24 protein-coding genes and 1 tRNA gene are annotated in these 24,517 nt (G+C 71.0%); 12 read left to right on the top strand and 13 right to left on the bottom strand.

The features are described from left to right. The first annotated feature begins 189 nt into the window (after positions 1-189). Complete coding sequence (locus tag AB0E05_RS04710) at positions 190-1,383, top strand: PAC2 family protein (RefSeq protein WP_361958727.1); 1,194 nt, start codon at positions 190-192, stop codon at positions 1,381-1,383. Positions 1,384-1,458: 75 nt separating this feature from the next. On the opposite strand, the gene AB0E05_RS04705 is transcribed toward AB0E05_RS04710, so the two are convergent. From AB0E05_RS04705 to AB0E05_RS04685, 5 genes are all read right to left on the bottom strand, one after another. Continuing rightward, positions 1,459-2,433: a superoxide dismutase gene (locus AB0E05_RS04705; RefSeq protein WP_361958724.1), complete on the bottom strand. Its 975-nt coding sequence runs from the start codon at positions 2,431-2,433 to the stop codon at positions 1,459-1,461. Positions 2,434-2,595: 162 nt separating this feature from the next. Next, a complete protein-coding gene (gene mshC, locus AB0E05_RS04700; RefSeq protein ID WP_361958721.1) occupies positions 2,596-3,825 on the bottom strand; it encodes a cysteine--1-D-myo-inosityl 2-amino-2-deoxy-alpha-D-glucopyranoside ligase in 1,230 nt (409 codons plus the stop codon). A gap of 385 nt (positions 3,826-4,210) precedes the next feature. Beyond that, positions 4,211-5,038, bottom strand: coding sequence for an SCO1664 family protein (locus AB0E05_RS04695; RefSeq protein ID WP_361958719.1), 828 nt, complete (start codon positions 5,036-5,038; stop codon positions 4,211-4,213). Next, positions 5,002-5,592 (bottom strand): DUF3090 domain-containing protein, encoded by a 591-nt coding sequence (locus AB0E05_RS04690; protein ID WP_361958717.1) that lies wholly within the window; start codon positions 5,590-5,592, stop codon positions 5,002-5,004. The genes AB0E05_RS04695 and AB0E05_RS04690 overlap by 37 nt, the downstream gene beginning before the upstream one ends. Positions 5,593-5,718: 126 nt before the next feature. Next, on the bottom strand, positions 5,719-6,426 hold the full coding sequence (locus AB0E05_RS04685; protein ID WP_361958714.1) for a histidine phosphatase family protein: 708 nt from the start codon (positions 6,424-6,426) through the stop codon (positions 5,719-5,721). Positions 6,427-6,527: 101 nt separating this feature from the next. On the opposite strand from AB0E05_RS04685, the gene AB0E05_RS04680 reads away from it, so the two are divergent. After that, the gene (locus AB0E05_RS04680; protein ID WP_361958711.1) at positions 6,528-7,517 is read left to right on the top strand and encodes a magnesium and cobalt transport protein CorA; all 990 of its coding nucleotides are present in this window, start codon (positions 6,528-6,530) and stop codon (positions 7,515-7,517) included. Between the two features lie 37 nt (positions 7,518-7,554). Here AB0E05_RS04680 and AB0E05_RS04675 read toward each other — a convergent pair whose 3' ends face one another. Then, positions 7,555-8,340: a ferritin-like domain-containing protein gene (locus AB0E05_RS04675; protein ID WP_361958708.1), complete on the bottom strand. Its 786-nt coding sequence runs from the start codon at positions 8,338-8,340 to the stop codon at positions 7,555-7,557. Between the two features lie 604 nt (positions 8,341-8,944). Continuing rightward, entirely contained in the window at positions 8,945-9,994 is a 1,050-nt protein-coding gene (locus AB0E05_RS04670; RefSeq protein ID WP_361958705.1) for an LLM class F420-dependent oxidoreductase, read from the bottom strand. 164 nt (positions 9,995-10,158) lie between these two features. Here AB0E05_RS04670 and AB0E05_RS04665 point away from each other — a divergent pair, with 164 nt between their 5' ends. The 3 genes from AB0E05_RS04665 to AB0E05_RS04655 all read left to right on the top strand — a co-directional run bounded on the left by AB0E05_RS04665 (position 10,159) and on the right by AB0E05_RS04655 (position 14,544). After that, positions 10,159-11,142, top strand: a complete 984-nt coding sequence (locus AB0E05_RS04665; RefSeq protein WP_361958702.1) for an aldo/keto reductase — start codon at positions 10,159-10,161, stop codon at positions 11,140-11,142. Further along, on the top strand, positions 11,139-13,346 hold the full coding sequence (locus AB0E05_RS04660; protein WP_361958699.1) for an ATP-dependent RecD-like DNA helicase: 2,208 nt from the start codon (positions 11,139-11,141) through the stop codon (positions 13,344-13,346). The genes AB0E05_RS04665 and AB0E05_RS04660 overlap by 4 nt, the downstream gene beginning before the upstream one ends. Positions 13,347-13,617: 271 nt before the next feature. Continuing rightward, positions 13,618-14,544: an aminoglycoside phosphotransferase family protein gene (locus AB0E05_RS04655; RefSeq protein WP_361958696.1), complete on the top strand. Its 927-nt coding sequence runs from the start codon at positions 13,618-13,620 to the stop codon at positions 14,542-14,544. Between the two features lie 115 nt (positions 14,545-14,659). Here AB0E05_RS04655 and AB0E05_RS04650 read toward each other — a convergent pair whose 3' ends face one another. Then, positions 14,660-15,301 (bottom strand): hypothetical protein, encoded by a 642-nt coding sequence (locus AB0E05_RS04650; RefSeq protein WP_361958693.1) that lies wholly within the window; start codon positions 15,299-15,301, stop codon positions 14,660-14,662. A 47-nt stretch (positions 15,302-15,348) separates the two neighbouring features. Here AB0E05_RS04650 and AB0E05_RS04645 point away from each other — a divergent pair, with 47 nt between their 5' ends. After that, positions 15,349-15,537: a DUF5703 family protein gene (locus AB0E05_RS04645; protein ID WP_361535552.1), complete on the top strand. Its 189-nt coding sequence runs from the start codon at positions 15,349-15,351 to the stop codon at positions 15,535-15,537. Between the two features lie 148 nt (positions 15,538-15,685). On the opposite strand, the gene AB0E05_RS04640 is transcribed toward AB0E05_RS04645, so the two are convergent. The 3 genes from AB0E05_RS04640 to AB0E05_RS04630 all read right to left on the bottom strand — a co-directional run bounded on the left by AB0E05_RS04640 (position 15,686) and on the right by AB0E05_RS04630 (position 18,314). Beyond that, positions 15,686-16,447 (bottom strand): chaplin, encoded by a 762-nt coding sequence (locus tag AB0E05_RS04640; protein ID WP_361958688.1) that lies wholly within the window; start codon positions 16,445-16,447, stop codon positions 15,686-15,688. 146 nt (positions 16,448-16,593) lie between these two features. Then, on the bottom strand, positions 16,594-16,827 hold the full coding sequence (locus AB0E05_RS04635; protein ID WP_361958685.1) for a chaplin: 234 nt from the start codon (positions 16,825-16,827) through the stop codon (positions 16,594-16,596). A 161-nt stretch (positions 16,828-16,988) separates the two neighbouring features. Next, positions 16,989-18,314, bottom strand: coding sequence for a M20/M25/M40 family metallo-hydrolase (locus tag AB0E05_RS04630; protein WP_361958682.1), 1,326 nt, complete (start codon positions 18,312-18,314; stop codon positions 16,989-16,991). Between the two features lie 196 nt (positions 18,315-18,510). On the opposite strand from AB0E05_RS04630, the gene AB0E05_RS04625 reads away from it, so the two are divergent. After that, positions 18,511-18,598, top strand: a tRNA-Leu gene (locus tag AB0E05_RS04625). Positions 18,599-18,681: 83 nt separating this feature from the next. Here the strand turns inward: AB0E05_RS04625 and AB0E05_RS04620 are convergent. Together AB0E05_RS04620 and AB0E05_RS04615 are read right to left on the bottom strand one after the other, a co-directional pair. Next, positions 18,682-19,959, bottom strand: coding sequence for a hypothetical protein (locus tag AB0E05_RS04620; protein WP_361958679.1), 1,278 nt, complete (start codon positions 19,957-19,959; stop codon positions 18,682-18,684). Between the two features lie 3 nt (positions 19,960-19,962). Next, complete coding sequence (locus tag AB0E05_RS04615; RefSeq protein WP_361958676.1) at positions 19,963-20,529, bottom strand: winged helix-turn-helix domain-containing protein; 567 nt, start codon at positions 20,527-20,529, stop codon at positions 19,963-19,965. A 161-nt stretch (positions 20,530-20,690) separates the two neighbouring features. On the opposite strand from AB0E05_RS04615, the gene AB0E05_RS04610 reads away from it, so the two are divergent. From AB0E05_RS04610 to AB0E05_RS04590, 5 genes are all read left to right on the top strand, one after another. Then, the gene (locus AB0E05_RS04610; RefSeq protein WP_358825309.1) at positions 20,691-20,858 is read left to right on the top strand and encodes a helix-turn-helix domain-containing protein; all 168 of its coding nucleotides are present in this window, start codon (positions 20,691-20,693) and stop codon (positions 20,856-20,858) included. 145 nt (positions 20,859-21,003) lie between these two features. After that, positions 21,004-22,674: a hypothetical protein gene (locus AB0E05_RS04605; RefSeq protein WP_361958673.1), complete on the top strand. Its 1,671-nt coding sequence runs from the start codon at positions 21,004-21,006 to the stop codon at positions 22,672-22,674. Continuing rightward, the gene (locus AB0E05_RS04600) at positions 22,671-22,973 is read left to right on the top strand and encodes a hypothetical protein (protein WP_361958670.1); all 303 of its coding nucleotides are present in this window, start codon (positions 22,671-22,673) and stop codon (positions 22,971-22,973) included. Before AB0E05_RS04605 ends, AB0E05_RS04600 begins: the two co-directional genes overlap by 4 nt. A 94-nt stretch (positions 22,974-23,067) precedes the next feature. After that, entirely contained in the window at positions 23,068-23,721 is a 654-nt protein-coding gene (locus tag AB0E05_RS04595; protein WP_361958667.1) for a hypothetical protein, read from the top strand. A 61-nt stretch (positions 23,722-23,782) separates the two neighbouring features. Then, positions 23,783-24,331, top strand: a complete 549-nt coding sequence (locus AB0E05_RS04590) for a hypothetical protein (protein ID WP_361958664.1) — start codon at positions 23,783-23,785, stop codon at positions 24,329-24,331. Positions 24,332-24,517: the final 186 nt, after the last annotated feature.

Raw genomic sequence — 24,517 nt, 5'->3', positions numbered from 1 at the left:
CAGAGGTACGACCGAATTCACCGGAGTCGGGGCGGACTTCCAAGGCGACAGCTCGGATGAATCCGCGTTGGTTCCATCGTTGCTCAAGATCAGCCGAAGTTCACCCTGGCGTGCACGGGACTGCGGCGGCCCGGCCCGCAAGCCGTAAGGTTGGGGCGTACGGAAGAAGACGTAGGAAGGAGGCACTGGGTGGTCGAGCTCGAGGGGGTACCCGAGCTGATCGACCCGGTCATGGTGGCCGCGTTCGAGGGCTGGAACGACGCCGGCGACGCAGCCTCCACCGCGGTCGCACACCTGGAGCGGGAGTGGAAGGGGGAGGTGTTCGCGGCGCTCGACGCCGAGGACTACTACGACTTCCAGGTCAACCGGCCCACGGTGTTCCTGGACGGCGGAGCACGGAAGATCACCTGGCCCACGACCCGGCTCTCGGTGGTGCGGGTCGGCGGCGACAAACCGCGGGACCTGGTCCTGGTGCGCGGCATCGAGCCGTCCATGCGGTGGCGTTCGTTCTGCAACGAGATCCTGGGCATCGCCCACGAGTTGGGCGTGGAGATGGTGGTGATCCTGGGCGCACTGCTCGGTGACACCCCGCACACCCGCCCGGTGCCGGTCAGCGGCATCACCTCCGATCCGGACCTCGCCCGGACGATGAATCTGGAGGAGACCCGCTACGAGGGCCCCACCGGGATCGTCGGCATCCTCCAGGAGGCGTGCACGCACGCGGGCGTTCCCGCGGTGAGCCTGTGGGCGGCGGTGCCGCACTACGTGTCGCAGCCGCCGAACCCCAAGGCGACGCTGGCGCTGCTCAACCGCCTGGAAGACCTGATCGAGCTGCACATCCCGCTGGGCGAACTGCCGGAGGACGCCCGGGCGTGGCAGCTCGGCGTGGACCAACTGGCCGCCGAGGACAGCGAGGTGGCGGAGTACGTGCAGACGCTGGAGGAGGCCCGGGACACCGCGGAGCTGCCGGAGGCGTCGGGCGAGGCCATCGCGCGCGAGTTCGAGCGCTATCTGCGGCGGCGGGACGGCGGACCGGGCACGGGCCCCGGCATCGTCGCGGACGGCGGTGAGGGCGGCCCGACGGCGGGCGGCCCCGGCGCTCCGTACCTGAGGGACACCTCGGGGCTGCGGGACGTGACCGGCGGGGCGAACCGACCGCCGAAGGCGGGGCGGCCCGAGCGGGACGAGCCGGAGCAGGGCCGGTCCGACGACGACCAGGGCGCTGCGGACGCGGACTCGACCGCGGAGTCCGACGGGGACGAGAGAGCCGAAGGTTCCGAGGGACCGGGACCGGCCGACAGGTCCGGGGAGTCGGGCGAGTCGGGTCGGTCCGGCGAATCAGGAGGGTCGGGTCGGTCCCGCGAGTCGGACGCCGACGAGTGAGGCACGGCGCCGACGCGTGAGGCGAGAAGGAAGGGGCGGTGCCCGGCAGTGCGGGCGCCGCCCCTTCCCGTCTGTTCAGTCCCGTACGCGTCGCACCGCGACCACGTCGTACTCGGTGTCCGGCGTCGGCTCGACGTCGAAGCGGGCGTTCGGCAGATAGATCCGGTTCCCGTACGCCGCGGCGGTCGTCGGGATCCTGAAGCGCGCGTCCGTGATCCGGGCGACCTCCGTCCCCCGCGTACCGGCGTCGTCCAGCCGCACCACGTTGACCGTGTTGAGCTGCTGCTGCACCACGTAGAGGAGCCGCCCCAGCAACAACAGCCCGTCGGCGAAGGGCAGTCGCAGCCCGTCGAGGTCGACGCGGCGGCAGCGCCCGGTCCCCGGGTCCACCCGCACCAGCCCGCCGCCGTCGATGACGGTGTTCGCCACCAGCAGGGCGCGGCCGTCGGGGGTGCGGGAGATCCCGTTGGTGGTGAAGCCCGGGCCCTGCTCCCACTCCCCGGTCAGCGCCACCGTCTCGACGGGGCCGGTCGGTTCGTCGTGCCGGTCGAGCGGCAGCCGGAACAGATGGGCGTTAAAGGAGTCCGTGAACCAGGCGGCGCCGGGAGCGAGCACCACGTCGTTGATCCCGGTGTCCGGGGCGCCGAGGCCGGTGTACGCGGCGAGCGGGCCGCCCGTCCTGGCGTCGACGACGCGGATCTCCCGGTTCCAGCCGCCGCAGAGGAAGAGTTGACGCTCGCGGCGGTCGATCTTGAGCCCCACGACGTTGTGTTCCGGCCCGAGCGGCGGGGCGACGATCCGGCCGCGGCCGGTGGCGAGGGCGACCCGGTAGACGGAGCCGTCGGCGAGCGAGCCGAAGTAGGCGTACGGGCTGGCGCCGATCGCGATGCCCTCGGGCCGGAAGCCGCGGGGCAGCGGAAAGCGGGTGGGCCACGGGGCGCGGGCGGTCCCCGCCGCCGCGGCGGCCGGAGCGAGCGGTGCGAGGAGGGCCGCGCCGCCGAGGGCGGCGGCAGCGCCCAGGACCCCTCTTCGCGCGAAGGAGCGTTGCATGGAGCGTCCTTCCGGTCGATGTCCCAAGGAACACCGACAACCTGCCACACCCGTGGACGTCACACCCCGCGCTGACCGAAAGTCAGCGGGTCGCCGGGGGCGACACACCCCCGGCGACCCGGTTCGGCCACGGCCCTCGGGAAGAGGGCCGTCAACGCGTCGTCAGAGCGCCACGCCCAACAGGGCGTCCACGGTGCGGGACACCAGCCCGGGCGCGCCCTCGTCCGTACCGCCCTCGGACTGCTGGCGCTCCGCCCAGCGGTCCACCGCGGCGAGCGCGGCGGGGGCGTCGAGGTCGTTCGCGAGCGCCTCCCGGACCTCTTCCAACAGGTCGTCGGCAGACGGCCCGTCGGGGCGCGAGACCGCGGCGCGCCAGCGGTCGAGCCGCGCCACCGCGCCCGTCAGGTCCTCGTCCGTCCACTCCCAGTCCGCCCGGTAGTGGTGGGCGAGCAGCGCCAGCCGGATGGCCGCCGGGTCGACGCCGTCGCGCCGCAGCGCGGAGACGAAGACCAGGTTGCCCCGGGACTTGGACATCTTCTCGCCGTCCAGCGCCACCATGCCGGCGTGGACGTACGCCTTGGCGAAGGGGTGCTCGCCGGTGACGGCGTGGGCGTGCGACGCGCCCATCTCGTGGTGCGGGAACGCCAGGTCGGAGCCGCCGCCCTGCACGTCGAAGCCCATGCCGAGGTGTTCCAGGGCGATGGCCACGCACTCGATGTGCCAGCCGGGGCGGCCGGGGCCGAGGCTGCCGCCGTCCCAGTGGGGCTCGCCGTCGCGGGCGGCCAGCCACAGCAGCGGGTCGAGGGGGTTCTTCTTGCCGGGGCGCTCGGGGTCGCCGCCGCGCTCGGCGGAGAGCAGCCGCATCGTTTCCGCGTCCAGGTGCGAGACCTCGCCGAAGTGGGGGTCGCTCTCGACGGAGAAGTAGGTGTCGCCGTCGAGTTCGTAGGCGGCGCCGGCGTCGCGCAGTCGTTCCACCAGCGGAACGATGCCGGGTATCGACTCCACCGCACCGATGTAGTGCTGCGGCGGCAGCATCCGCAGGGCGGTCATGTCCTCGCGGAAGAGCGCGGTCTCGCGCTCCGCGAGGAGGGTCCAGTCCTCGCCGTCCCGCACCGCGCGCTCCAGGAGCGGATCGTCGATGTCGGTGACGTTCTGGACGTAGTGAACCTGCCGCTTGGTGTCGAGCCACACGCGCTGCACGAGGTCGAACGCGTTGTAGGTCGCCGCGTGACCCAGGTGGGTCGCGTCGTACGGCGTGATGCCGCAGACGTAGATACGGGCGACGGGGCCGGGGACGAGGGTGACGGGACCCTCGTCCGCGGTGGAGTGGATCCGGAGGTCGCGGCCCTTGCCGGGCAGGGCGGGGACCTCAGAAGCGGGCCAGGCATGCATGCCTTCGAGCCTAACCGTAGGCCACGTCCATGTGCGCGTGTGGGGTACAACGACTTGGCTCCGGCCCCGCCCCGCGGGCCCTCGCCGCAGGCCGGGGCGGTGTCGGGACCTAGGGTCTTTCGTTTGGATCTTGCTGGGCTCGCGTGCCCTGGCACCATTCCCCCTGGGCCTACGGCCCGGGAGGTACCCCCACGCCGCGTTCTCGTCGGTCGCCAATAGCCCCCTGTGCCCTGCGGGCACGGTGGTACCCCCACCGCATTGACTCCCTCCTCCGCCTTGAGATCCACGACACCAGACCCCTCCCCTACGCCCGGAGGGCGTGGGGGCACCCCCACCCTGATCCAGCCCGATCCAAACGAGAGGCCCTAACCGGGGGCGGGGGACATCACATCGGGGGCCAGGGAATGGCCGGCCACTCCCCCGAGGGCGCGGGGTGCCGTCCGCTGTCGCGCAGTCGCTCCACCCGGGCGCGGATCGCGTCGACCTCGGCCGGGGTGAGCAGTTCCCCCAGTCGGGTGGCGAGCTGCCGCCCCGGCGTCAGCGCCCTCGCCAGCTCCTCCAGGGCCGCGAGGGCGTCGGCGGGCAGCGGCTCCCCCGCCCAGCCCCACAGCAGGGTGCGCAGCTTGGCGTCCGCGTTGAAGGTGACGCCGTGGTCGATGGCGTACAGCGCGCCGTCGGGCGCGGGCAGCAGGTGTCCGCCCTTGCGGTCGCCGTTGTTGATCACCGCGTCGAGGACGGCGAGCCGCCGCAGCCGTTCGTCGTCCGCGTGCACCAGGAGCGCGGTGCGGCCCTCGCCGACCTCGGCGAAGCCGATCGCCTTCCACCCCTCGCCCGGCTCCTCGCCCTCGACCAGGGCGAGCAGTTCGGCCCCGGGGTCGGCGTCGATCCAGAGCTGCACCATGCCCTCGCCGTAGGGGCCGTCGCGCAGCACGGTCGGCGGTACGAGCCCCCAGCCCAGCGCTTCGGAGACCTCGTACGCGGCCACCTCGCGCTGGGCGAGGGTGCCGTCGGGGAAGTCCCACAGCGGGCGCTCGCCGGCGACGGGCTTGTAGATGCAGGAGGCTTCCCGGCCCTCGTGGGCGACCGTGCACAGCAGCGCGGCGTTGGACGCCTCACGGATCCGGCCGCGCACGGTCAGCTCGCCGTCGGTGAGCAAGGTCAGCAGGTCGGGGCCGGTCACGCTCCCCTGCGGTATCCGTTCTGGCGCGGACATACGTGTCCTTCCGGGTCGAGCGGGAGGCTGCACAGCGGGCACGGCGGGCGGCCCGCGTTCACCACGTCCAGGGCCCGCTTGGCGAAGGCGCGCGCCTGGGCCCCGCTGAGGCGGACGCGCAGCATCGGCGGGCCGTTCTCCTCGTCCTGGAGCAGCCGCTCCTCGGCCTCGGCCAGGTCCTCCTCGGAGTCGGCGTCCAACTCGACCAGCGCCTGCGCCTCGACGATCATGCGCTGTTCCTCGCCGTCCCAGGCCAGGGCCATGGTGCCGACGCGGAACTCCTCCTCGACCGGCACGTCCAGCGGCGCGGTGTCGGCGATGTCGGTGGGGGCGACCGCGGGCACCGGGGCGTTGCCCCCGGTGCGGCGCACGACTTCGTCGAGCAGTTCGTCGATTCGCTCCGCAAGTGCTGCGACCTGCGTCTTCTCCAGCGCGACGCTGGTGACGCGCCCTCCGGCGGACGCCTGGAGGAAGAACGTACGGCGTCCGGGGAGCCCGACCGTACCGGCGACGAACCGGTCCGGCGGGTCGTAGAGGAACACCTGACGGGACACGCTCTGACTCCCTCAAGATTCGGGAACGCCCACGGGGAAATGTGGGGTGGACTCTGCTGCCGTTCAGGCACTAGGGCCTGTCTTACGGATCGGGCCGGGCCCGTCCAACCCTACTGCGCCCGACGATCACGGGGCGCCCGCGCCGCCTCCGACGACCGCGTCGCCCTCCGCGCCGGCTCCGGCCGGGGCCTCGCCCGCCGGGTTCGGCACCAGCGGACCGAGGTCCCCGGTGTCCCCGAGGCGGGCCAGGAAGGGCCGGGTGCGGGTGTAGCGGACGACGGTGACGGAGCAGGGCTCGACGTGGATGCGTTGGAAGAGGTCGAGGTGAAGGCCGAGGGCGTCGGCGACGACGGACTTGATGACGTCCCCGTGCGAGCACATCAGATAGCGGGCGTCCTCGCCGTGCTCGGCGTCCACCCGGTCGTTCCAGTCGCGCACGGCCTCCACGGCGCGCTGCTGCATGCCGCGCAGGGACTCCCCGCCGGGGAAGGCGGCGGCCGACGGGTGGTGCTGGACGACCTCCATCAGGGGTTCGCCGGCGAGTTCCGCCAGCTTGCGCCCGGACCAGTCGCCGTAGTCGCACTCCCCGATCCGCTCGTCGACGCGCAGGTCGAGCCCGGGCCGGGAGTCGAGGAGGGGTTGCAGGGTCTCGCGGCAGCGCTCCAGCGGGCTGCTGACCGCGAGGGCGAGCGGCACTCCGGCGAGCCGCCCGGGAAGGCCCGCCGCCTGCGCGCCGCCGCGCTCGTCGAGGTGGACCCCGGGGGTGCGGCCGGCGAGCACCGCCGCGGTGTTGGCGGTGGAACGTCCGTGACGTACGAGGATCAGCGTGGCCATGCCCGCCAGGGTAGGCGCACGGGGCCGACGCGTGGGACGCACGGGGCCCGCCCGGCCGACGACACGTGTGCGCGGAGCGCGCGCGGGGAAGGGAGCACGCCGTGATCGTGGACTGCGCCGTCTACCGCAAGGGCCGCCGCGTGGCGGCCCCCGACGACTTCTCCGCCGCCCTGGCCGCGGCCCGGGCCAGCGGCGACGCCTTCTTGTGGGTGGGGGTCCACGAGCCGACGGAGGGCGAGTTCGACCTGGTGCGGGACGCCTTCGGGCTCCATCCGCTGGCCGTGGAGGACGCGCTGCGGGCCCATCAGCGCCCCAAGCTGGAGGTGTACGACGACTCGCTGTTCGTGGTCCTGAAGCCGGTGGTGTACGAGCCGGAGGCCGACGTCGTCACCACGGGCGAGCTGATGCTCTTCATGGGCGACTGCTTCGTGGTGACCGTCCGCCACGGCTCGGGGGCGCCGTTGGCGGCGGTGCGCCGCCGGCTGGAGGGCGACCCCAAGGTGTTGGCGCACGGTCCGACGGCGGTGCTGTACGCGGTGAGCGACGCGGTCGTCGACGACTACATCGAGGTCGCCGGGGAGCTCCAGTTGGACCTGGAGGAGTTGGAGACGGAGGTCTTCTCGCCCGGCGGGGACGGCGGTTCGGGCCGGCCGACGGCTGCGCGGATCTACCAGTTCAAGCGGCAGCTGCTGGAGTTCCGGCGGGCCAGCGGGCCGCTGGTGGGCCCGATGTCCCGGCTGGCGGGCACCGGCGTGCCGTTCGTCCACGAGCGCTCCCGGCCCTTCTTCCGGGACGTCGAGGACCATCTGACGCGGGCGAACGAACAGGTCGAGGCGTTGGACCGGCTGCTGTCGGACATCCTGGCGGCCCATCTGGCGCAGCAGGGGGTGCGGCAGAACGACGACATGCGGAAGATCTCGGCGTGGGCGGCGATGGCCGCGGTGCCCACGATGGTCGCGGGCATCTACGGGATGAACTTCCACCACATGCCGGAGCTGAGGTGGGTGGGCGGCTATCCGACCGTCCTGGTGCTGATGGCCGTGGTGGTGTGGGGCCTGCACCGGCTCTTCAAGCGCCGCGGCTGGCTCTGAGCGCACCGGCCGGCGGTCCGCGGCCGGTGCGGGGCCGTCAGATCGCCGGGGCCGCGGTCGCGGGTCCGTCCAACGCGCCGCGGCGCTCCGGCATCGCCAGGCTGACCATGCGCCGCCAGCCGCCCAGCCGCTCGTACGCGTACAGCCCGCGGATGCCGGTGGCGAGCACGGCCGACTTGGACCGCGGCCAGCCCAGCAGCCGGCCCATGTGGGCCATCACGGCGAGGCTGACGTCGCGGTAGATCGCGATCTCCGCAAGTGCGCACTGGCGCAGTACGCGGTGGATGGTGCGGCCGTGTCCGGCAGCGGCGAGGCGCAGCAGTTCCTCGTGGCAGTACGCGAGGTGGTTGGTCTCGTCGTTGGAGATCATCTTGATGGCCTTGCCGACCTCGGGGTGGTCCCCGAAGAAGGTGAGCAGCATGTCCATCTGGTCGGCCGCGCGCTGTTCGGTGACCCTGCTGTGGGAGAGGTACACGACGATGTCCTCTTCGCTCAGGGGTTCGTCGCGGCCCAGCTTCTCGTGTGCCAGTCCGATGCCCCGGCCCTCCAGGAGCATGGTGTAGTCGGCCTCCGGCGGTACGGGGACGGGTTCGAGCCCGCGCTTCTTCAGGAGGGCGTTGAAGATCCGGCCGTGCTTGTCCTCGTCGGCGCCGTGGCGGGTGATCCTGGGGCCCAGCTCCTGGAGTTCGGGGGGCACCAGGGCGGCGATCCGGGCGTTCTCCCAACCGCCCTGGGCCTCGCCGCTGGCCGCGATGGAGCAGAAGAGTTGGTAGGAGTCGTCGTTGTCGATGATTTCCTGGAACAGGCTTCGGGCCGAGAGCATGACTGGCACCTCCTGAAGGCATCCGCAAAGAACGAGTCAAGTGCGGTGCGGCCGAGGTGGCAACAGCTCAGGTCGGGCGGATCCGCCGAACGGGGTACGGCGTGCTCCAGGCGGTCGCTCACCCGTGCCCCTGCGGGAAGCAGTAACCGGTGCGGGAGCACGGGCGTTGTACGCGTGACGGCCGTGGCGGGGAGGTGCCCCCGAGCCCCCACCACGGCCACGGACCACAGGGCTTGCCCGATCGCTTCGGGCGAGCCCTGCCGTCGTCCGCCGCGGCTAGGGCCTGTCTTACGGGTCTTGCTGGGCTCGCGTGCCCTGGTGCCTCTCCCCCTGGGCCTTCGGCCCGGGAGGTGACCCCACTCCGCGTTGTCGTCGGTCGCCAATAGCCCCCTGTGCCCTGCGGGCACGGTGGTACCCCCACCGCATTGACTCTCCCCCTGGGCCTAGCGGCCCGGGTGGGGGCGCCCCCACGCGTAGCCGTGGGGGAGTACCCCCATCCTCCGCCTTGAGATCCACGGCACCAGACCCCTCCCCCTACGCCCGGAGGGCGTGGAGGGCGTGGGGGCACCCCCACCCTGATCCAGCCTGATCCGAAAGAAAGGCCCTAGGCCAGCCCGGCGCGCTCCAGTGCCTCGGTGCCCGCGCGGAGTCCGGCGATCCGCTCGTCGAGCGTGAAGCCGGCGGGGGCGAGGGTGAGGGTGGTGACGCCGGCGTCCGCGTAGGCCCGCATCCCCTCGGCGATCCGCTCCACCGGTCCGAGCAGGGTGGTGGAGTCGATCAGCTGCTGCGGTACGGCCGCGGCGGCGCCGTCCTTGTCCCCGGCCAGGTACTTGTCCTGGATCTCGGCGGCCTCCTTCTCGTACCCCATGCGCTGGGCGAGCTGGTTGTAGAAGTTCTGCTTCCGGCTGCCCATGCCGCCGACGTACAGGGCGGTGTACGGGCGGAAGGTGTCGGCGAGGGCCGCGACGTCGTCGCCGAGGGCGAGCGGGACGGTGGGGCAGACGTCGAAGCCCTCCATGGTCTTGCCGGCCTTCTCGCGGCCCGCGCGCAGCGGTCGCAGGGCGGTCTCCTCCAGGTGGGCGGCCGAGGGGAAGATCAGCAGCGCGCCGTCGGCGATCTCACCGGTCTGCTCCAGGTTCTTGGGGCCGATGGCGGCGATGTAGAGCGGGATGTGCTCGCGCTGGGGGTGGACGGTGAGCTTGATCGGCTTGCCGGGGCCGCCGGGGAGCGGGAGGGTCCAGTGCTCGCCCTCGTGGGTCAGCCGCTCGCGGGCCATCGCCTTGCGGACGATCTCGACGTACTCGCGGGTGCGGGAGAGCGGCTTGTCGAACTTCACGCCGTACCAGCCCTCGGAGACCTGCGGGCCGGAGACGCCGAGGCCGAGCCGGAAGCGACCGCCGGACAGCGAGTCGAGGGTGGCGGCGGTCATCGCCGTCATGGCGGGCTGGCGGGCCGGGATCTGCATGATCGCGGAGCCCACGTCGATGCGTTCGGTGCGGGCGGCGACCCAGCTCAGCACGGTGGGGGCGTCGGAGCCGTACGCCTCCGCGGCCCAGCAGACGTCGTAGCCGAGCCTGTCGGCCTCCTGGGCGACGGCCAGGTTGTCGCCGTCCATGCCCGCGCCCCAGTAACCGAGGTTGATGCCGAGCCGCATAACCACTCCCCTTACCGATCAGTAACGTCGCTTGTCCGGGGGACTCTAGCGCGCGCTGCCCCACGGCGTCAGGGGCAGTGCGGGGTGCCCGGTGGTGGTGTGCGCCACGACGGTTGTCCACAGGCTCTCTCGGCGTGTGCCCTTGGCCAGTAATCTCAGCCCTCATGGAGCAGAGGCATCTCGGCCGCACCGGCCTGCGCGTGTCCCGGATCGGACTCGGCACCCTGACCTGGGGCCGGGACACCGATGAGCACGACGCCGCCGATCAGCTGAAGGCGTTCTGGGAGGCGGGCGGCACGCTCGTCGACACCGCCGACGTGTACGGCGGCGGCGATGCCGAGTACGTGCTGGGGCAGTTGGTGGAGCGCCTGGTGCCCCGGCGCGATCTGGTGATCGCGACGAAGGCGGGCGGCGTCCCCGACCCCGACCGGCGCTTCGACGGCTCGCGCGGGCATCTGCTCGCCGCGCTCGACGACTCCCTCCAGCGCCTCGGCACGGACTACGTCGACCTGTGGCAGGTGCACGCCTTCGATCCGCAGACCCCGCTGGAGGAGACCCTCCAGGCGCTGGACATCGCCGTCAGCAGCGGCCGGGCGCGGTACGCCGGCGTGTCGAACTTCTGCGGATGGCAGCTCGCGAAGGCCGCGACCTGGCAGTTGGCCGCCCCGGGCACCCGCACCCGGCTCGCCAGCACCCAGATGGAGTACTCGCTCCTCCAACGCGGTGTGGAGCGCGAGGTGCTGCCCGCGGCGCTGGACCTCGGGGTGGGGCTGCTGCCGTCCTCGCCCCTGGGCCGCGGCGTGCTGACGGGGAAGTACCGGACGGGTGTGCCGTCGGACTCCCGGGGAGCGTCCGAGCGGCTGGGCGCCTTCGTCGATCCGTATCTGGACGAGGCGGCCGCCGGCGTGGTGGACGCCGTGGTCACCGCCGCCGACGGGCTCGCCACCTCCGCGCTGCACGTGGCGCTCGCCTGGGTCAGGGACCGCCCCGGCGTGGTCGCCCCCATCGTCGGCGCGCGCAACGCACAGCAGCTCACGACCGCTTTGTCAGTGGAGACGCTTACGCTTCCCGACGAGATCTGCCAGGCGCTCGACGACGTGTCGGCGCCCGTGCACCGCTATCCCGACCAGGACTGGAGCACGCTGTGACTGCGTCTTCCCGGGGACCGTCCCCGGCCGACACCGAGCCCGCGCCCGAGACCGAGCCGCCGGCCGCCGACGCCCCCGTCGCAACCGACACGGACGCCGGGGACGCCGGGGACGCAGCGGATGCCGAGGGCACGACCGACGCTGAGGACAGGGCTGACGTCGACGGCACGACTGACGCCGCCCCGGAGCTGTCGGAGGCCCAGGCCGAACTGGCGGCGCAGCGGGAGCTGAGGGCCCGCATCCAAGAGCGCAAGGCCCACAAGTCCGGCCCGGTCGACAGCGGTACGAAGCTGACGGGCACGGCCGCCGACCTGCTCGCGGCGGTACGGGCCGTGGAGAGCGGCGAGAAGTCCAGCGCCTTCTACACCGCCCCGGCGCGCCCTGCTGCCCCCGCCGCGCCGAGTCCGGCCGAGCGGCGTGCCGAGCCCGCGCCGTCGAGCGGCGCCGCGGCCGTTCCCCAGCAGGCGCAGGCGCCCGCCGCCCCGGCGCCGGAGGCCGTCGCGGCGGTGCGGTCCGTGCTCGCCGCGGGCGGCGCACCGCAGGAGGTGGCCGCGCGCGCCGTGGCGGAGCTGGGCGAGCAGGCCGCCGAGGTGCTCCGCGAGGACCCCTGGCAGTTGCTGAGCGTGCCCGGCGTACGTCCCGAGCAGGCCGACGGCTTCGCGCGCGCCCTCCTCGGCGACGCGTGCGGACCGGGCGACGAGCGGCGTACGGCCGCGTTGATCGCCTGGCAGTTGGAGCGCGCGGCGCTGCACGGACACACCGCGCTGGACGCCTCCGCCGTGCTGGCCGGGCTCGCCGAGCGGTCGGTCCCCGCGCCCGACGAAGCGCTGCGGCAGGCCGTCGCCGACGGCGCCGTACTCGCGTTCCAGGACGACGCCGCGCCCTCCGGCGAACAGGGTGACGAACAGGGCGGCGACGCCGGCGAAGCCTCCGACGAGGGGGACACCGCTGACGGCACCGCCGGGGCGGCGGCCCCGCTGTTGCTCGGGCTGGACCGGTACGCGCTCGCCGAGGAGAGCCTGGCCGACGGGCTCGCCCGGATCGCCAAGGCCGGCGCCGACGAGCGCTGGGAAGCCACCCCCGAAGCCACCGAGCTGACCCGTGCGATCGCCGCCCACGGCCTGGTGGCGCACACCGGCGGCGAGGCGGCCCGCGCGGAGCCGGTCGCCGTCGCCGCGACCGCCGCGGGGCTCGGGCTGCGGGCCCTCGTCGCCGTCCACAGCGAGCAGGCCGCCCGCGCCCTGGGCCCCGCCGCGGTCACCGTCGCCGCCCTGCTGTCCGGGAGCGCCGGTCCGGGCCGTGACGAGGAGGGTGCCCTCGCGCTGGACCTGCTCGTCGTGCTGGACGCGCCCCGGCTGGACGTGGAGGGCGCCGCGGCCCTCGTCGAGTCCCTGCCCGACGGCGCCCGGCTGCTGCTCAGCGGCGACCCGGGTCAGCTCGGCCCGGCCGGCGCCGGCCAGGTCTTCGCCGATCTGCTGGCCGCCGGGGTGTGCCCCAAGGTCGCCTCCCGCGTTCCGGACGCGGGCCCGATCGGCGAGTTGGTCTCCGGCATCGGCATCGGCGAGCTGACGGAGGTGGCGGCGCCGGAGAAGGAAGTCGTCATCGTGCCCGTGCGCGACCCCGGCGAGGCCGTGCACCGCACGGTCCAGCTCGTCGCGGACTCCGTGCCCCGCGCCATCGGCGTCCCCACCGAACAGACCCAGGTGGTCACCGTGGCCCACCAGGGCCCCGCCGGCACCCGCGCGCTCAACACCGCCCTCAAGGAGCGGCTGAATCCGGGCCCGGGCCGCTTCGGCGGCTTCGACCCGGGCGACCGGGTGGCGTACGTCCCCGCCCCCGGCCGCACCCTGCCCGGCACGGTCGTCTCCGCGGACGCCCGGGGCCTCCACCTGGACTGCTCGGGCACCGCGGTGACCGTGCCCAAGGAGCGCGTGGAGTCCGCGGTGCGCCACGGCTGGGCCCTCACCGCCCATCAGGCGGCGGCGCTGCGCTGGCCGGCCGTGGTCGTGGTGCTGCCCGGCGATACCGCCGGCGCCCTGACCCGCCCGTGGGTGTACACGGCCTTCGGCCGCGCCGAGCGCCACCTCTCCGTGGTCCACGGCGTCGACCGGGCCCTGCCGCAGGCCGTCGCCACGGCCCCCGGCCAGCCCCGTACGACCCGCCTGCGCTCCCTCCTGGAGGGCCTGCTGGCCCAGCCGTCGTAGGCCCTGCCCGTCCCGAAGCCCCGTCGGCCGGACGGCGCCCGCCACGCCGCCGCACTTCCGGAAGGGCCACGCGGGGCCTTCCGGACCCGCCCAGGGGGGTGTCCGCAGCGTCCCCGCCCGATAAATCGCAGGCGCGTCGTGATCGCGTTCGTTACGGTGAACCGATGAATTGACGCCTGCCCGACATCCGGGCACCCCCGCCACTCCTTCGCCCCGCATCGCCAGCCGAACCGCGCTGTGCGACGACGTTCCTGCGAAGGAGACCCTTTTCATGCACGCACCGACGACGATCGACGTCCCCGAGACGTTCGTCGCCACCTACGGCGCCGGCAACCCCGAGAGGCAGCGCTGGCTCGCCGGGTTGCCGCGGCTCGGCCACAGCTTCCTGGAGCGCTGGGAGCTGCGCCTCGACGGCACGGCGGCCCACGGCATGGCCTCCCTGGTGTTGCCCGTGCTCCAGGCCGACGGCACACCCGCCGCCCTGAAGCTCCAACAGCTCCGGGAGGAGACCGTCGGCGTCGCCGACGGGCTGCGGACGTGGCGCGGCGACGGCATCGTACGACTGCTGCAACACGACGAGACGTCCGCGACCCAGTTGTTGGAGCGCCTCGACGCGACCCGTCCCCTGTCGTCGCTCACCGACGGCGAGACGGCCCTGAAGGTGCTCGCCGAACTGATGGCGCGGCTCACCGCGGTCCCCGCGCCGCAGGGCGTGCGCCGGCTGTCCGACATCGCCGCCGCGATGGTCGAGGCGACCCCGCAGGCCGCCCCGGCGCTGCACGACCCCGTCGAGCGGAAGCTGTTGGAGACCTGCGCGGCCACCGTCCGCGAATTGGTCGACGACGCCGGGGACCGACTGCTCCACTGGGACATGCACAGCGGCAACGTGCTGGCCGGGGAGCGGGAGCCGTGGCTCGCCATCGACCCCGAACCGCTCGCCGGCGATCCCGGGTTCGACCTGCTGCCCGCACTGGACGACCGGTGGGACGACGTGGTGGCGTCCGGTGACGTCACGCGCGCGGTGCTGCGCCGCTTCGACGTGCTGACGGAGGCCGTCGACACGGACCGGCGACGGGCGCTGGGCTGGACCCTCGGCCGCGTCCTGCAGAACGGCCTGTGGGACGTCCAGGACGGCAAGTCCGCCCTGGAGCCGGCGCAGGTCGCGATCGCCACGGCGCTGCTGACGCACCGCGGCTGAGGTGACGCCACCCCGGTCAACGGTCCGGCGAGAGCCCCGCTGACGTGACGGCCCGGGCCCCGTACCCCCTTGCCGAAGCAGGGGTACGGGGCCCGTTCACCGCACCGGACACGCCCTACCGGCGCACCTCGTCCAGTTCCTCCCCCAGGTCGTCCTCGTCGAAGACGGAGCTGACGTCGAAGCGGCAGACCACCCGCTGCGTGTCCGCCTCGAAGGGAGCGCTGAGCCACTCGCCCGGCTCGGCCAGTTCGTCGGCGGCGGACACCCAGAGCGTGGAGTCCCCCTCCTCCAGGCCGAACTCCTTGTGCCGGGAGGCGATCTCGTCCGGTTCGTACTCCCCGAAGAGCACCCCGAGCGCCGCGTGGAGGCTGGCGCCCACGGCCTGCGCCCGCTCCGGGTCGCCGGCGTCGAGGTCGGCGAGGCGCTGTGCCTGCGAGAGCAGCCGCTGCGGTTCGACGACGGCGTAGTCCCGGCGGATGAGCACGCTGAGGGCGTTGGGGTTCTCGGGGCCCGCGTACGGCGGGAGCGCGTCGTCCACCCCCGGGATCTCGAAGGGCGTGACTTCGTCGTAGCGGTCGTAGAGGTGCTCGTCGTACGCCTCCGCCGCCATCGCGAGGGAGTTGAACGCTTCGTAGACGGCCGGGTCGTCCTCTCCGGTGCGGTTCTCGACAGCCGCGAGGTGGCGGTCGAGGGCGGCCTTGACCGCCTCGGCGGCGGCACGTACCTCGGCGGCGGTGGGCTGCGCAGCATCAGACATAGTGCAGACGCTATCCGTCCTGGGCCCGTGCCCGCACAATAGATGCGATGCCGGAATACGAATTTGTCGATGTGTACGTCCCGCGCGGGGTTCCCCGCAAGGAGACGACCCGTCTGCTGACCGACCATGCCGAGTACGGACACTGGGAGTTGGACCGACTGACGCTGCTGAGGGACGGCAGCCGCAGGGTGCGGCTGCGTCGACGCATCATCCGTCAGCTGCGCGCCACGTGGTGATCAGCGCGAAGCGGGCCCTGCCTCGGCGGGGCCCGCTCGATCGTGCCGCCCCTTCGCGGTGCGGCCGGCGGGCGGCGCGGCCTGAGCGCGACAGGAAGGGGCGGCCGGAGTCAGTCGGGGGCGTACGGCGCGTGCCCGGGGCACGCGTTCAGGCGCGCGCCCGTCGGTAGAGCACTGCGCCCGCGAGGAGCATCCCGGCGCCCACCGGGATGATCAGGCCGAGGGAGTCGGCACCGGTCTGCGCCAGGGTCTCGACGGGACGGTCGGCGGAGTGCGCCACGGGCCGGTTGGGCTCGCGGTCGGTCCCCTTCACCGCGGTCGGCGGGGTCGTGGGGGTGGCCGGGGTGGTGGGCTTGCTCGGGGTCGGCGGCTTGCTGGGCTCGCCGGGCTGCGCGGGGACGTGCGGCCGGGTGATCGAGCTGTCGTTGGCGCAGTCGTTGCCGAAGGCCGGGTTGAGCAGGCTGACCACGTCGACGGTGTTGCCGCAGGCGTTCACGGGGACGTCGACGGGGACCTGGACGTTGTTGCCGGAGCCGACGCCGGGCGAGTTCGCCGTGCCGCCGCCGGCGTGGGCGCCGCCACCGGTCTGCGAACCGCCGCCGACCGGCGTCGCCGTGCCGGGGTGGGGCGCGGCCGGCGCGGGGTTCGACACGGGCTTGGGCTTGGCGGAGGTGTTGGCGCACTCGTTGCCGAACGCCGGGTTGAGCAGCCCCACGACGTCGACGGAGTTGCCGCAGGCGTTCACGGGCACGTTGACCGGGACCTGGACGTTGTTGCCGGAGGCGACGCCCGGGGAGTTGGTGGCGGCTCCGTACGCCCCCGAGTCCGCCTGGGCGTAGCTCCCGCCGAGCGCGAGAGCCCCGCCCGCCGCAGCCATGGTGATCAGGCCCTTCCGAGTGACCTGTCTCATAGGTGTTTCCTGCCTTCTTCGCTCGTACGGGATCTCCTCCGGGCCGATCGCCCGGGGGGAAAGGCCGGGCGGTCCCGGAACGCGTGCTGCGCGCTCCGGGACCGCCCGGGTTCACCCTCGAACCCGCGGGGGTCGAGTCACTTCAGTCAGCCGTTGATGCAGGTGTTGCCGAAGGTGGGGTTCAGCAGCCCGATGACGTTGATGGTGTTGCCACAGGCGTTCACCGGGATGTGAATCGGGACCTGGACGACGTTGCCCGAGAGCACACCGGGAGAGTTCACGGCGGCACCCTGAGCACCCGCGTCGGCCGTGGCCACACCCGCGCCGGCGAGCACCAGACCACCAGTGACTGCTGCGGCAGCGACGACCTTCTTGATCATGATTCCTCCTCGTAGGCAATGCGGTCCCAGCCGCGGACCGCAACAGCTGTAACGAGGAGGGCTCACCGAGGGCTACGAGACGAAGGAGGCTTTCACTCTTTCCAGTCAGCCGCGCACACAGGAACGAATGCGGGACCGACGCGCGGGCCGACCGGGCCGGGTCAGCACTGGTCGAGGAAGCGGTCGAGCACGCGCACGCCGAACTTCAGCCCGTCGACCGGCACGCGCTCGTCCACGCCGTGGAACATCCCCGCGAAGTCCAGCTCCGGCGGCAGTTGCAGCGGCGCGAAGCCGAAGCAGCGGATGCCGAGGTCGTCGAAGGACTTCGCGTCCGTACCGCCGGAGAGCATGTACGGCACGGCCCGCGCGATGGGGTCCTCGGCCCGCAGCGCCGACTGCATGGCGTCCACCAGGTCCCCGTCGAAGCTGGTCTCCAGCGCCTTGTCGGCGTGCACGTCCTCGCGCCGCACCCGCGGCCCGAGCAGCCGGTCCAGCTCGGTCAGGAACTCGTCCTCGTACCCCGGCAGGAAACGCCCGTCGACGTGCGCGACCGCCTGTCCGGGGATGACGTTCACCTTGTACCCGGCGCCGAGCATGGTGGGCGCGGCCGAGTTGTGCAGGGTCGCGCCGATCATCTTGGCGATGCCGCCGAGCTTGGCGAGCGTGGCGTCCATGTCCTCGGGGTCGAGCGGGGTCCCGAGCGCGTCGGACAGCTCGTCCAGGAAGGACCGCACGGTCTTCGTCATCCGCACCGGCCAGCGGTGCCGCCCGAGCCGCCCCACCGCCTCGCACAGCTCGGTGATCGCGTTGTCGTCGTTGGTCATCGAGCCGTGGCCCGCGGTGCCGTCGACGGTCAGCCGCATCCAGTGCATGCCCTTCTGGGCGGTCTCCACCAGATACAGCCGCAGCTTCTCGTTCACGGTGAACGAGAAGCCGCCGACCTCGCCGATCGCCTCCGAGACGCCCTCGAAGAAGTCCGGGTGCTTGTCGACGAGGTAGCGGGCGCCGTACGCGCCCCCCGCCTCCTCGTCGGCGACGAAGGCCAGCACGACGTCGCGCGGGGGCTTGCGCCCGCTGCGCATCCGGTCGCGCACCACGGCCAGCGTCATCGCGTCCATGTCCTTCATGTCGACCGCGCCCCGGCCCCACACGCAGCCGTCCGCGATCTCCCCGGAGAACGGGTGGTGCGTCCAGTCCTCGGCGTTCGCGGGGACGACGTCGGTGTGCCCGTGGATGAGCAGGGCGGGCCGGGACGGGTCCTCCCCCTCGATCCGCGCCACGGTGGAGGCGCGCCCCCGGTGCGACTCCACGATCTTCGGTTCGAGCCCCACCTCCGCGAGCTTCTCCGCGACGTACTCGGCCGCCGCGCGCTCGCCCGGGCCCGAGTGGTCCCCGTAGTTGCTGGTGTCGATCCGGATCAGCTCCCGGCACAGATCGACGACCTCGTCCTCGCCCGAGACGTTACGGACCGTGTTCGGCTCGCTCACGTGCTTCCTCCCGCTGTCGTGCTGGTGCTCCCCCTCATCCTGCCCCGCCCCGCCCGCTCCCCCAAGGGTCGTCGCCCCTCGATTCCCCCACCGGTTCCGCGGGCCGGCGGGCGGGGGCCGGAGCGTGATCCGGCGCCCCGAATGTTTGCTATGGTTTTCCACGTCGGAACGGCCCAGGCCGAGCGGCAGACACCTGGTCCGGGTGGCGGAATGGCAGACGCGCTAGCTTGAGGTGCTAGTGCCCTTTATCGGGCGTGGGGGTTCAAGTCCCCCCTCGGACACCAGCTAAGACCCCAGTTGACCTGGGGTTTTTTGCTTTGCAGGGTAGCCGCGTGACCCGCAGCGTGACCCGCGCACCAGCGAGTTTTTAGACCAGCCCACCCAGGTTGATCCTGCCGGCGCTCGACGCGGCCAGCTTCTTCGCTCCCTCGGCACGGCGACGGCCGTACCGGGTCATCGTGTAGCCCGGCGAGTGATGCCGCGCGTTGGCAGAGACCTCTACCGGGTTCTCGTGGGCATCAAGATCATTCGTGATCTTCGAGGCCCGCCAGTCGTGCAGGCGGAAGTCCTTCGGGAGACCCAGACGAGTTCGAGCGGTCCGCCACCGGGCAGAAACCTTCTCAGGATCCTGCGGCCCGCCAGCCTCTCCGCGGTACAGCTTGAAGCCGTCCCGGGCGAACACCAGGTCATGATCCACCCAGAGATCACCGAGACGATCCTTCTCTGCCTGCTGGCGCTCCTGCTGCCACTTCAGGACGTTCATCAGGGCTTGGTCGACGTAGATCAGAGCGCCGTCGTCGCCGTCCTTCGTCAGCTTCCGCAACCGATAGGTGTTGCCCTCCTCAATCACGACCCAGGCCAGTTCGATGGCGCATTCGTCCCAGCGGATGAGCGACCACTTCCACCCCAGCACCTCGCTGCGGCGGCACGAGGTCGCCGCGTATGCCGTCCACAGCGGGGCGTCCCGGAGGCAGTGGTGGGTCAGTCCGCCGTCGCAGGCTCGGTTGCCGCACGGCGTCCAGATCTTCTTGAGGAAGTGCGCGGTCTCGCTGTCGTTGAGGGTGGGGAAGTCCGGCGTGGCCGCCTTGATCTGCCGCTCAGTCGGCGGGTTGGCCGTATGCGCGGGGTTGGCCGTGAGCAGCTTCTTCGGTCCGGTAACGGAATCGAGTGCAGCCGAGATGATGTTGTGAATGTGGCGGACGCTCTTGGGACCGAGCGGCTTGCCGTCGTTGGCCTCGATAGGCGTCGACTCCAGCAGCTTGTAAAGATCGTCAAGGCGGTCGTCCGTCATCTCCGCGACCTTCTCGGTTCCGATGTGGGGCTTGATGTGGAGACGGATCTTCGGTTCGTACCCCTCTTTGGTAGTGCCCTCCCCGCGGTGCTTGGCGAGCCAGCCATCCAGGAGCTGCCCCATGGTCATGTCCGAGCGGGGGGCGAGATTGCCCTCTTCGCGGTCGGTGTGCCACTTGCGCAGCGCCTTCTCCGCTGCGGTCTTGTTCTTGAAGTCCCGGCCTATCCAGTACCGGTCTTCCTTCCCGGTTGCCGGGTTGATGTGGCGCGGTGTCCTTACACCCCAGGTGTTCGGGCGCCCCTCCCTCTTGATCTCGATGGGCGTGCCGCCGAGACCATTACCGCGTCGTGCCAACTGCTAGTTGCCTTCCTCGTCGTTGTGATTCCGCCATGCCGCCAGGACGGCCGATGCTTTCTCGGTGAGGCCCCCGTCCCAGAGGCCCATCTCCTTGGCCCTCCTGATGCGGTCGGACATGGTGCCCTTGCTGATTCCGAGCCGGGCGGCGAGTTCGCCCTGCGGGGCGGTGGTGCCCGTCGCGTGCATCCGGGTTAGCTCCCCGACCAAGAGGGCGTAGTCCTCTTCGGTGCGGCAGCGGGCGGGCACCGGGTAGGGGGTGTTCATCGCCCGGTCGCCCTGTTGGGCGAGGGCGGCACGGGCGCCGGCCTTGATCTCGGCGAGTGGGATTTGGCGGAGCAGGCTGGCCGGGATGCCGTCCGTCTCCAGAGCCTCCGCCATGGCGCGTGTGATCTCCTCGCCGCTCCCGCCGACCGTGAGGCGGATCGACAGTTCGGAGGGGCCGGTGAAGGGCGCGGCCACGGGACAGTGTGCGGTGACGAGCCAGGGGCCGTACGTGCGGTGCCAGACCAGCTCGGCGCCTTCGCGCCGCCACTGCTGACCGGGTTCTTGTGGTGTTGGTGTGCTCACGGTGCAGATACTAGCAGGATCGGAACAAGATGCAGCAAGTTCCGAACTGTGACGAGGGCCACCATTCGGAACCTGGCGCAATGAGTTCGGAATGAGTAAGACTGATGGCACGCCGGACAGCAGCGGGCCGAAATGCGCCCCACTCGCCAGCAAGGAGACCCGTGCGAGCACCACTTATGACGATCGAAGACGTCGCCGAGTACCTGAAGAAGCCCCGGTCGTGGGTGTACGGCAACTGGAAGGCGGAGGAGATCCCCTTCCGGAAGGTAGGGCAGAGCCTCCGCTGTCGACCCAATGACCTCGAACGATGGCTCGACCGCGACGACTGAGGGCGCACGGCACCCGCCCGGGGTAGCTTTCTTTGTTTTTTTGATTCCTGGGGGTGATCACGCACCTCTTCGCCGACGACCCAAACGTCCCGTTTCGCACGCTTGTCCCAGTTCACCCAGAGTTCACATTCAAAGGGGGAGGCAGATGCCTTCGCAGCGCTCCACGGCAACCATCCGGAAGACCCTCAATGCCGATGTCCTCGGCGTCGGCAGGGTTGGCCTGGCGATGAATTTGACCGAACTCGAACACTTCATCGAAGACGTGCAGGCGTGGGTTAGGTCAAACACCTCAGTGTCGGACAGGACCCTCCAGACCGCGGACTATGCTCTCCTCCTGCAAGAAATGAAGGAACAAGCGGAAGGGGCGCCGGTGAGCGTTGACAACGCCATCCCGAACGAAATCGAGAAGGGAGACGCGGACGTCGATCCCGTAGACGCCGAACTGGAAGAACTCCCCTACCGGACCCCTGTGGAGGGGCCGGCCGGACGCCCCTGGCTGGACCGGGCCGCCCACCACGGCATCGCCGGGGAGATCCTGGACTACGTCAGCTCCGATGTCGAAGCGGATCCGGCGGGCATCCTCGTCACCATGCTCAGCGCCTTCTCGTGCATGGTCGGACATGACCGCGTCGCACGCGGACCGGTGAAGCAGCACATCAACGTGTGGCACATCCTGATCGGCGAAACCGGAGACGGCCGCAAGGGGACCGCAGCCGACCGCGCCATGGAAGTTATGCGGCGCGTCTCCTCCGACTTCTTCAAGTCCAACACCACCTCGTCACTGTCTTCCGGTGAAGGGCTGATCTACTCGGTACGCGACGGGATGGACGGCGATGAGATCGCCCGGCGCGAGGAGAACGGTCAGAAGGTGGACTACGGGGTCGAGGACAAGCGCCTCCTGGTCCAGAGTTCCGAGTTCGCCACGATCATGCAGAAGACCCAGGGCAGCACCCTGGGGCCGGTCCTGCGGGATGCCTGGGACGGTAAGAGCCTCAACATCCACTCGATGGACGCCGAGGTTGCCAGCAACCCTCACATCACCGTGCTGGGTCATGTGACACCGCAGGAGTTCGCCGACCGGCAGAAGAGTTCGGAGATGGCGGGTGGCACCTGGAACAGGTTCCTGCCGATCTTCGTACACAAGCCGCACGAGATCCCGTGGCCGGAGGAACCGGAGGGGTGGGACGAGGAGCTGGCCGAGTTCGCCGACCGGCTGCGGACTGCGGCGTTCAAGGCGGGATCGCAGGGCGCTGTCGTGGAGTTCAGCAAGGAGGCACAGATCTTCTACCGGAAGGAGGTCTACCCGCAGTACGCGGACGCCTCCGGCGACTCCGAGACTATGAAGCAGTTCACCCAGCGGCGCCTGCCTCACCTCGTCCGGGTAGCAGGGACCTACGCACTCATGAACGGCCGTTCCCTGGTCTCGCTGGGCGACCTCAAGGCAGCCAAGGCTGTCGTGGACTACGCCATCGAATCGGCCCGTTTCGTCCTCGCATCCCACACTCCCGGGGGCCGGTCCCCAGCCCAGTCCGCAGAAGCGCGCGAGGCCCGGGACAAGCAGATCATGCACGACGCCCTCAAGGCCGCCGGCGAGGAGGGCGTGGGCAAAAGCGTCCTCCAACAGGAGATCTTGGGGTACCGCCGCAAGAAGGCCGAGATCGAGTCGTTCGCCAACGACCTGGGGGCGGTCATCGTCAAGCTCCCCAGCACGGGTGGACGTCCATCGGAACGCGTCTACCACTCCGACCATGCACCCGCGACCAACACGGCGACAGTTGGCAAAGCCAGGACATCCGGAGACAACGCAAACAAGTGAACGACGACAACACCAGCAAACAGGATCCCGTGCTCGCTCGAACCGTCAGGGCCCGCGCAGAGCGCACCGACGAACAGAACTGGGACGCGCTACTGGAACAGATTGGCCGCATCGCCCGCCACGACTACGAGAGCAGCCGAGAAGACCACCAGAGGACTATGGAACTCCTCTGGGAGCACTTCGAGAATCGGGGGACTTGGCTCGCAGACCGCTACCGCGAAGCCCGACACATCCGCGACGAAAGTGATCTCGGCATCTTCGTGAAGGTCTACGAGAGCGCTACGGGCCTCACCCGCTAGCCCCTGCCATCAAGAGTGAAGGGTGGACACCGCTCGGCGGTTCCACCCTCTCTTCAGCCTGCCACTTGACATTCATAATCCAAAGAAAGGCTCCATGAGCACCAAGAAGGAACCCGGCAGTCTCATCGTTCACACCCTGGAGAAGGCATGGCGAGACATTCGCAAGCGCCACCCCGATGTACCTGGCGTCATCTTCATCATCGGCAAGGGAGCCGACGGGGCCAATGTCACCTGGGGTCACTTCCATGCGAACCAGTGGCTCACCGAAAACGGCCGGGTGCACGAACTGTTCATCTCGGGCGAGGCCCTTAACCGGGAACCGGAAGAGACCATGACGACCCTCCTCCATGAAGCCGCACACGGCATCGGGTACGAGCGGGGCGTCAAGAACACCAGCCGAAGGGGGCAGTATCACAACCAGAAGTTCGTCCAGCTCGCCATGGAGCTGGGGCTCGGTTGGCCTGACGGGCGGGCCCCCGACACGACGCGCGGGTTCTCTGCCGTCACGATGAAACCGGAGACCGCCACTCGGTACGCGTCCACCATCAGGGCGCTGCGTGCGGGCCGGGCGGCGTGGCGGGAGCTGGTGATCGCGCCCGCTGACGAGGCGAAGCCGAAGTCGAAGAACACCAAGCCGAAGGCGGCTTGCGGCTGCCCCGACCGGTACATCTGGACCGCGCACCGGACCCTCGAAGAAGCTCCGGTGATCTGCGGCGAGTGCGGGGCGGAGTTCGAGATGGTGGCGTAGCTGTCGGACCCGTGCTGTAGAAAGGGAACCTCACTGTCGACCCGCCGCACGGGAGAGAAGCATGACCGTAACGGCAGCGCCTTCAGCTGAAGGCGGGAACGCCCCCGCGACGGCCGAACCACCTCAACTCCCCGCCAACGAACCATCCGTAGACGGTTCACAGGCACAGCAGGAAGAGGAGAGGGCCCGCCGGGAGGCCAAGAAGCACGCGATCCTCCAGTTCGTAATGTGGCTCGTCTTCGCCGTGATCTTCGCGGTACTTCCCACGGCCATCCAGTACTTGAACGGCCGTCAGACGGTGGGGTACGAAGCGCCTGGTTTCCTGGAGATGGCCAGCAAAGCCCAGCTCTACCTCGTGGCCATGGGGCTGACCGCGCAAGCGCTGGGCCAGGCGATTGGGCACCTCCTCAAGGCGGCGTCGTTCAGGTTGGCGTTGATCACGGTCGCCAACGCGCTGGTCCTCGTCGTGGCAGCTCTCCTCGCCTCCACAGCGGACGGACCGGACAAGATCGCCTCGGTGGTCGGGCAGCAGTCACTGATGCTCTTTGTCGCGGCACTACTCTCTGCTGGTAGCAGTACATGGATTTGCGTGGGAGGGACACGGCCATGAGTAACGATTGGATCTTGTCCCTGCTTGCCCTGCTCGCTTCCTCGGTCTCAACCGTGGTGGTGACGATGAAGCAGGAGCACGCGCATCGTTGGCTGCGCAGACTGGGCTTTCGGCGGGCCAAGGACCGGACCCCTTCAGAGTGAACAAGAGAAAGCCCCCCGGCCTGACAGGATGATCGAGTCATCA

This window comes from Streptomyces sp. NPDC048057, assembly GCF_040653095.1.
Lineage (GTDB): Bacteria > Actinomycetota > Actinomycetes > Streptomycetales > Streptomycetaceae > Streptomyces.
This window is presented reverse-complemented; position numbering and strand designations above follow the sequence as displayed.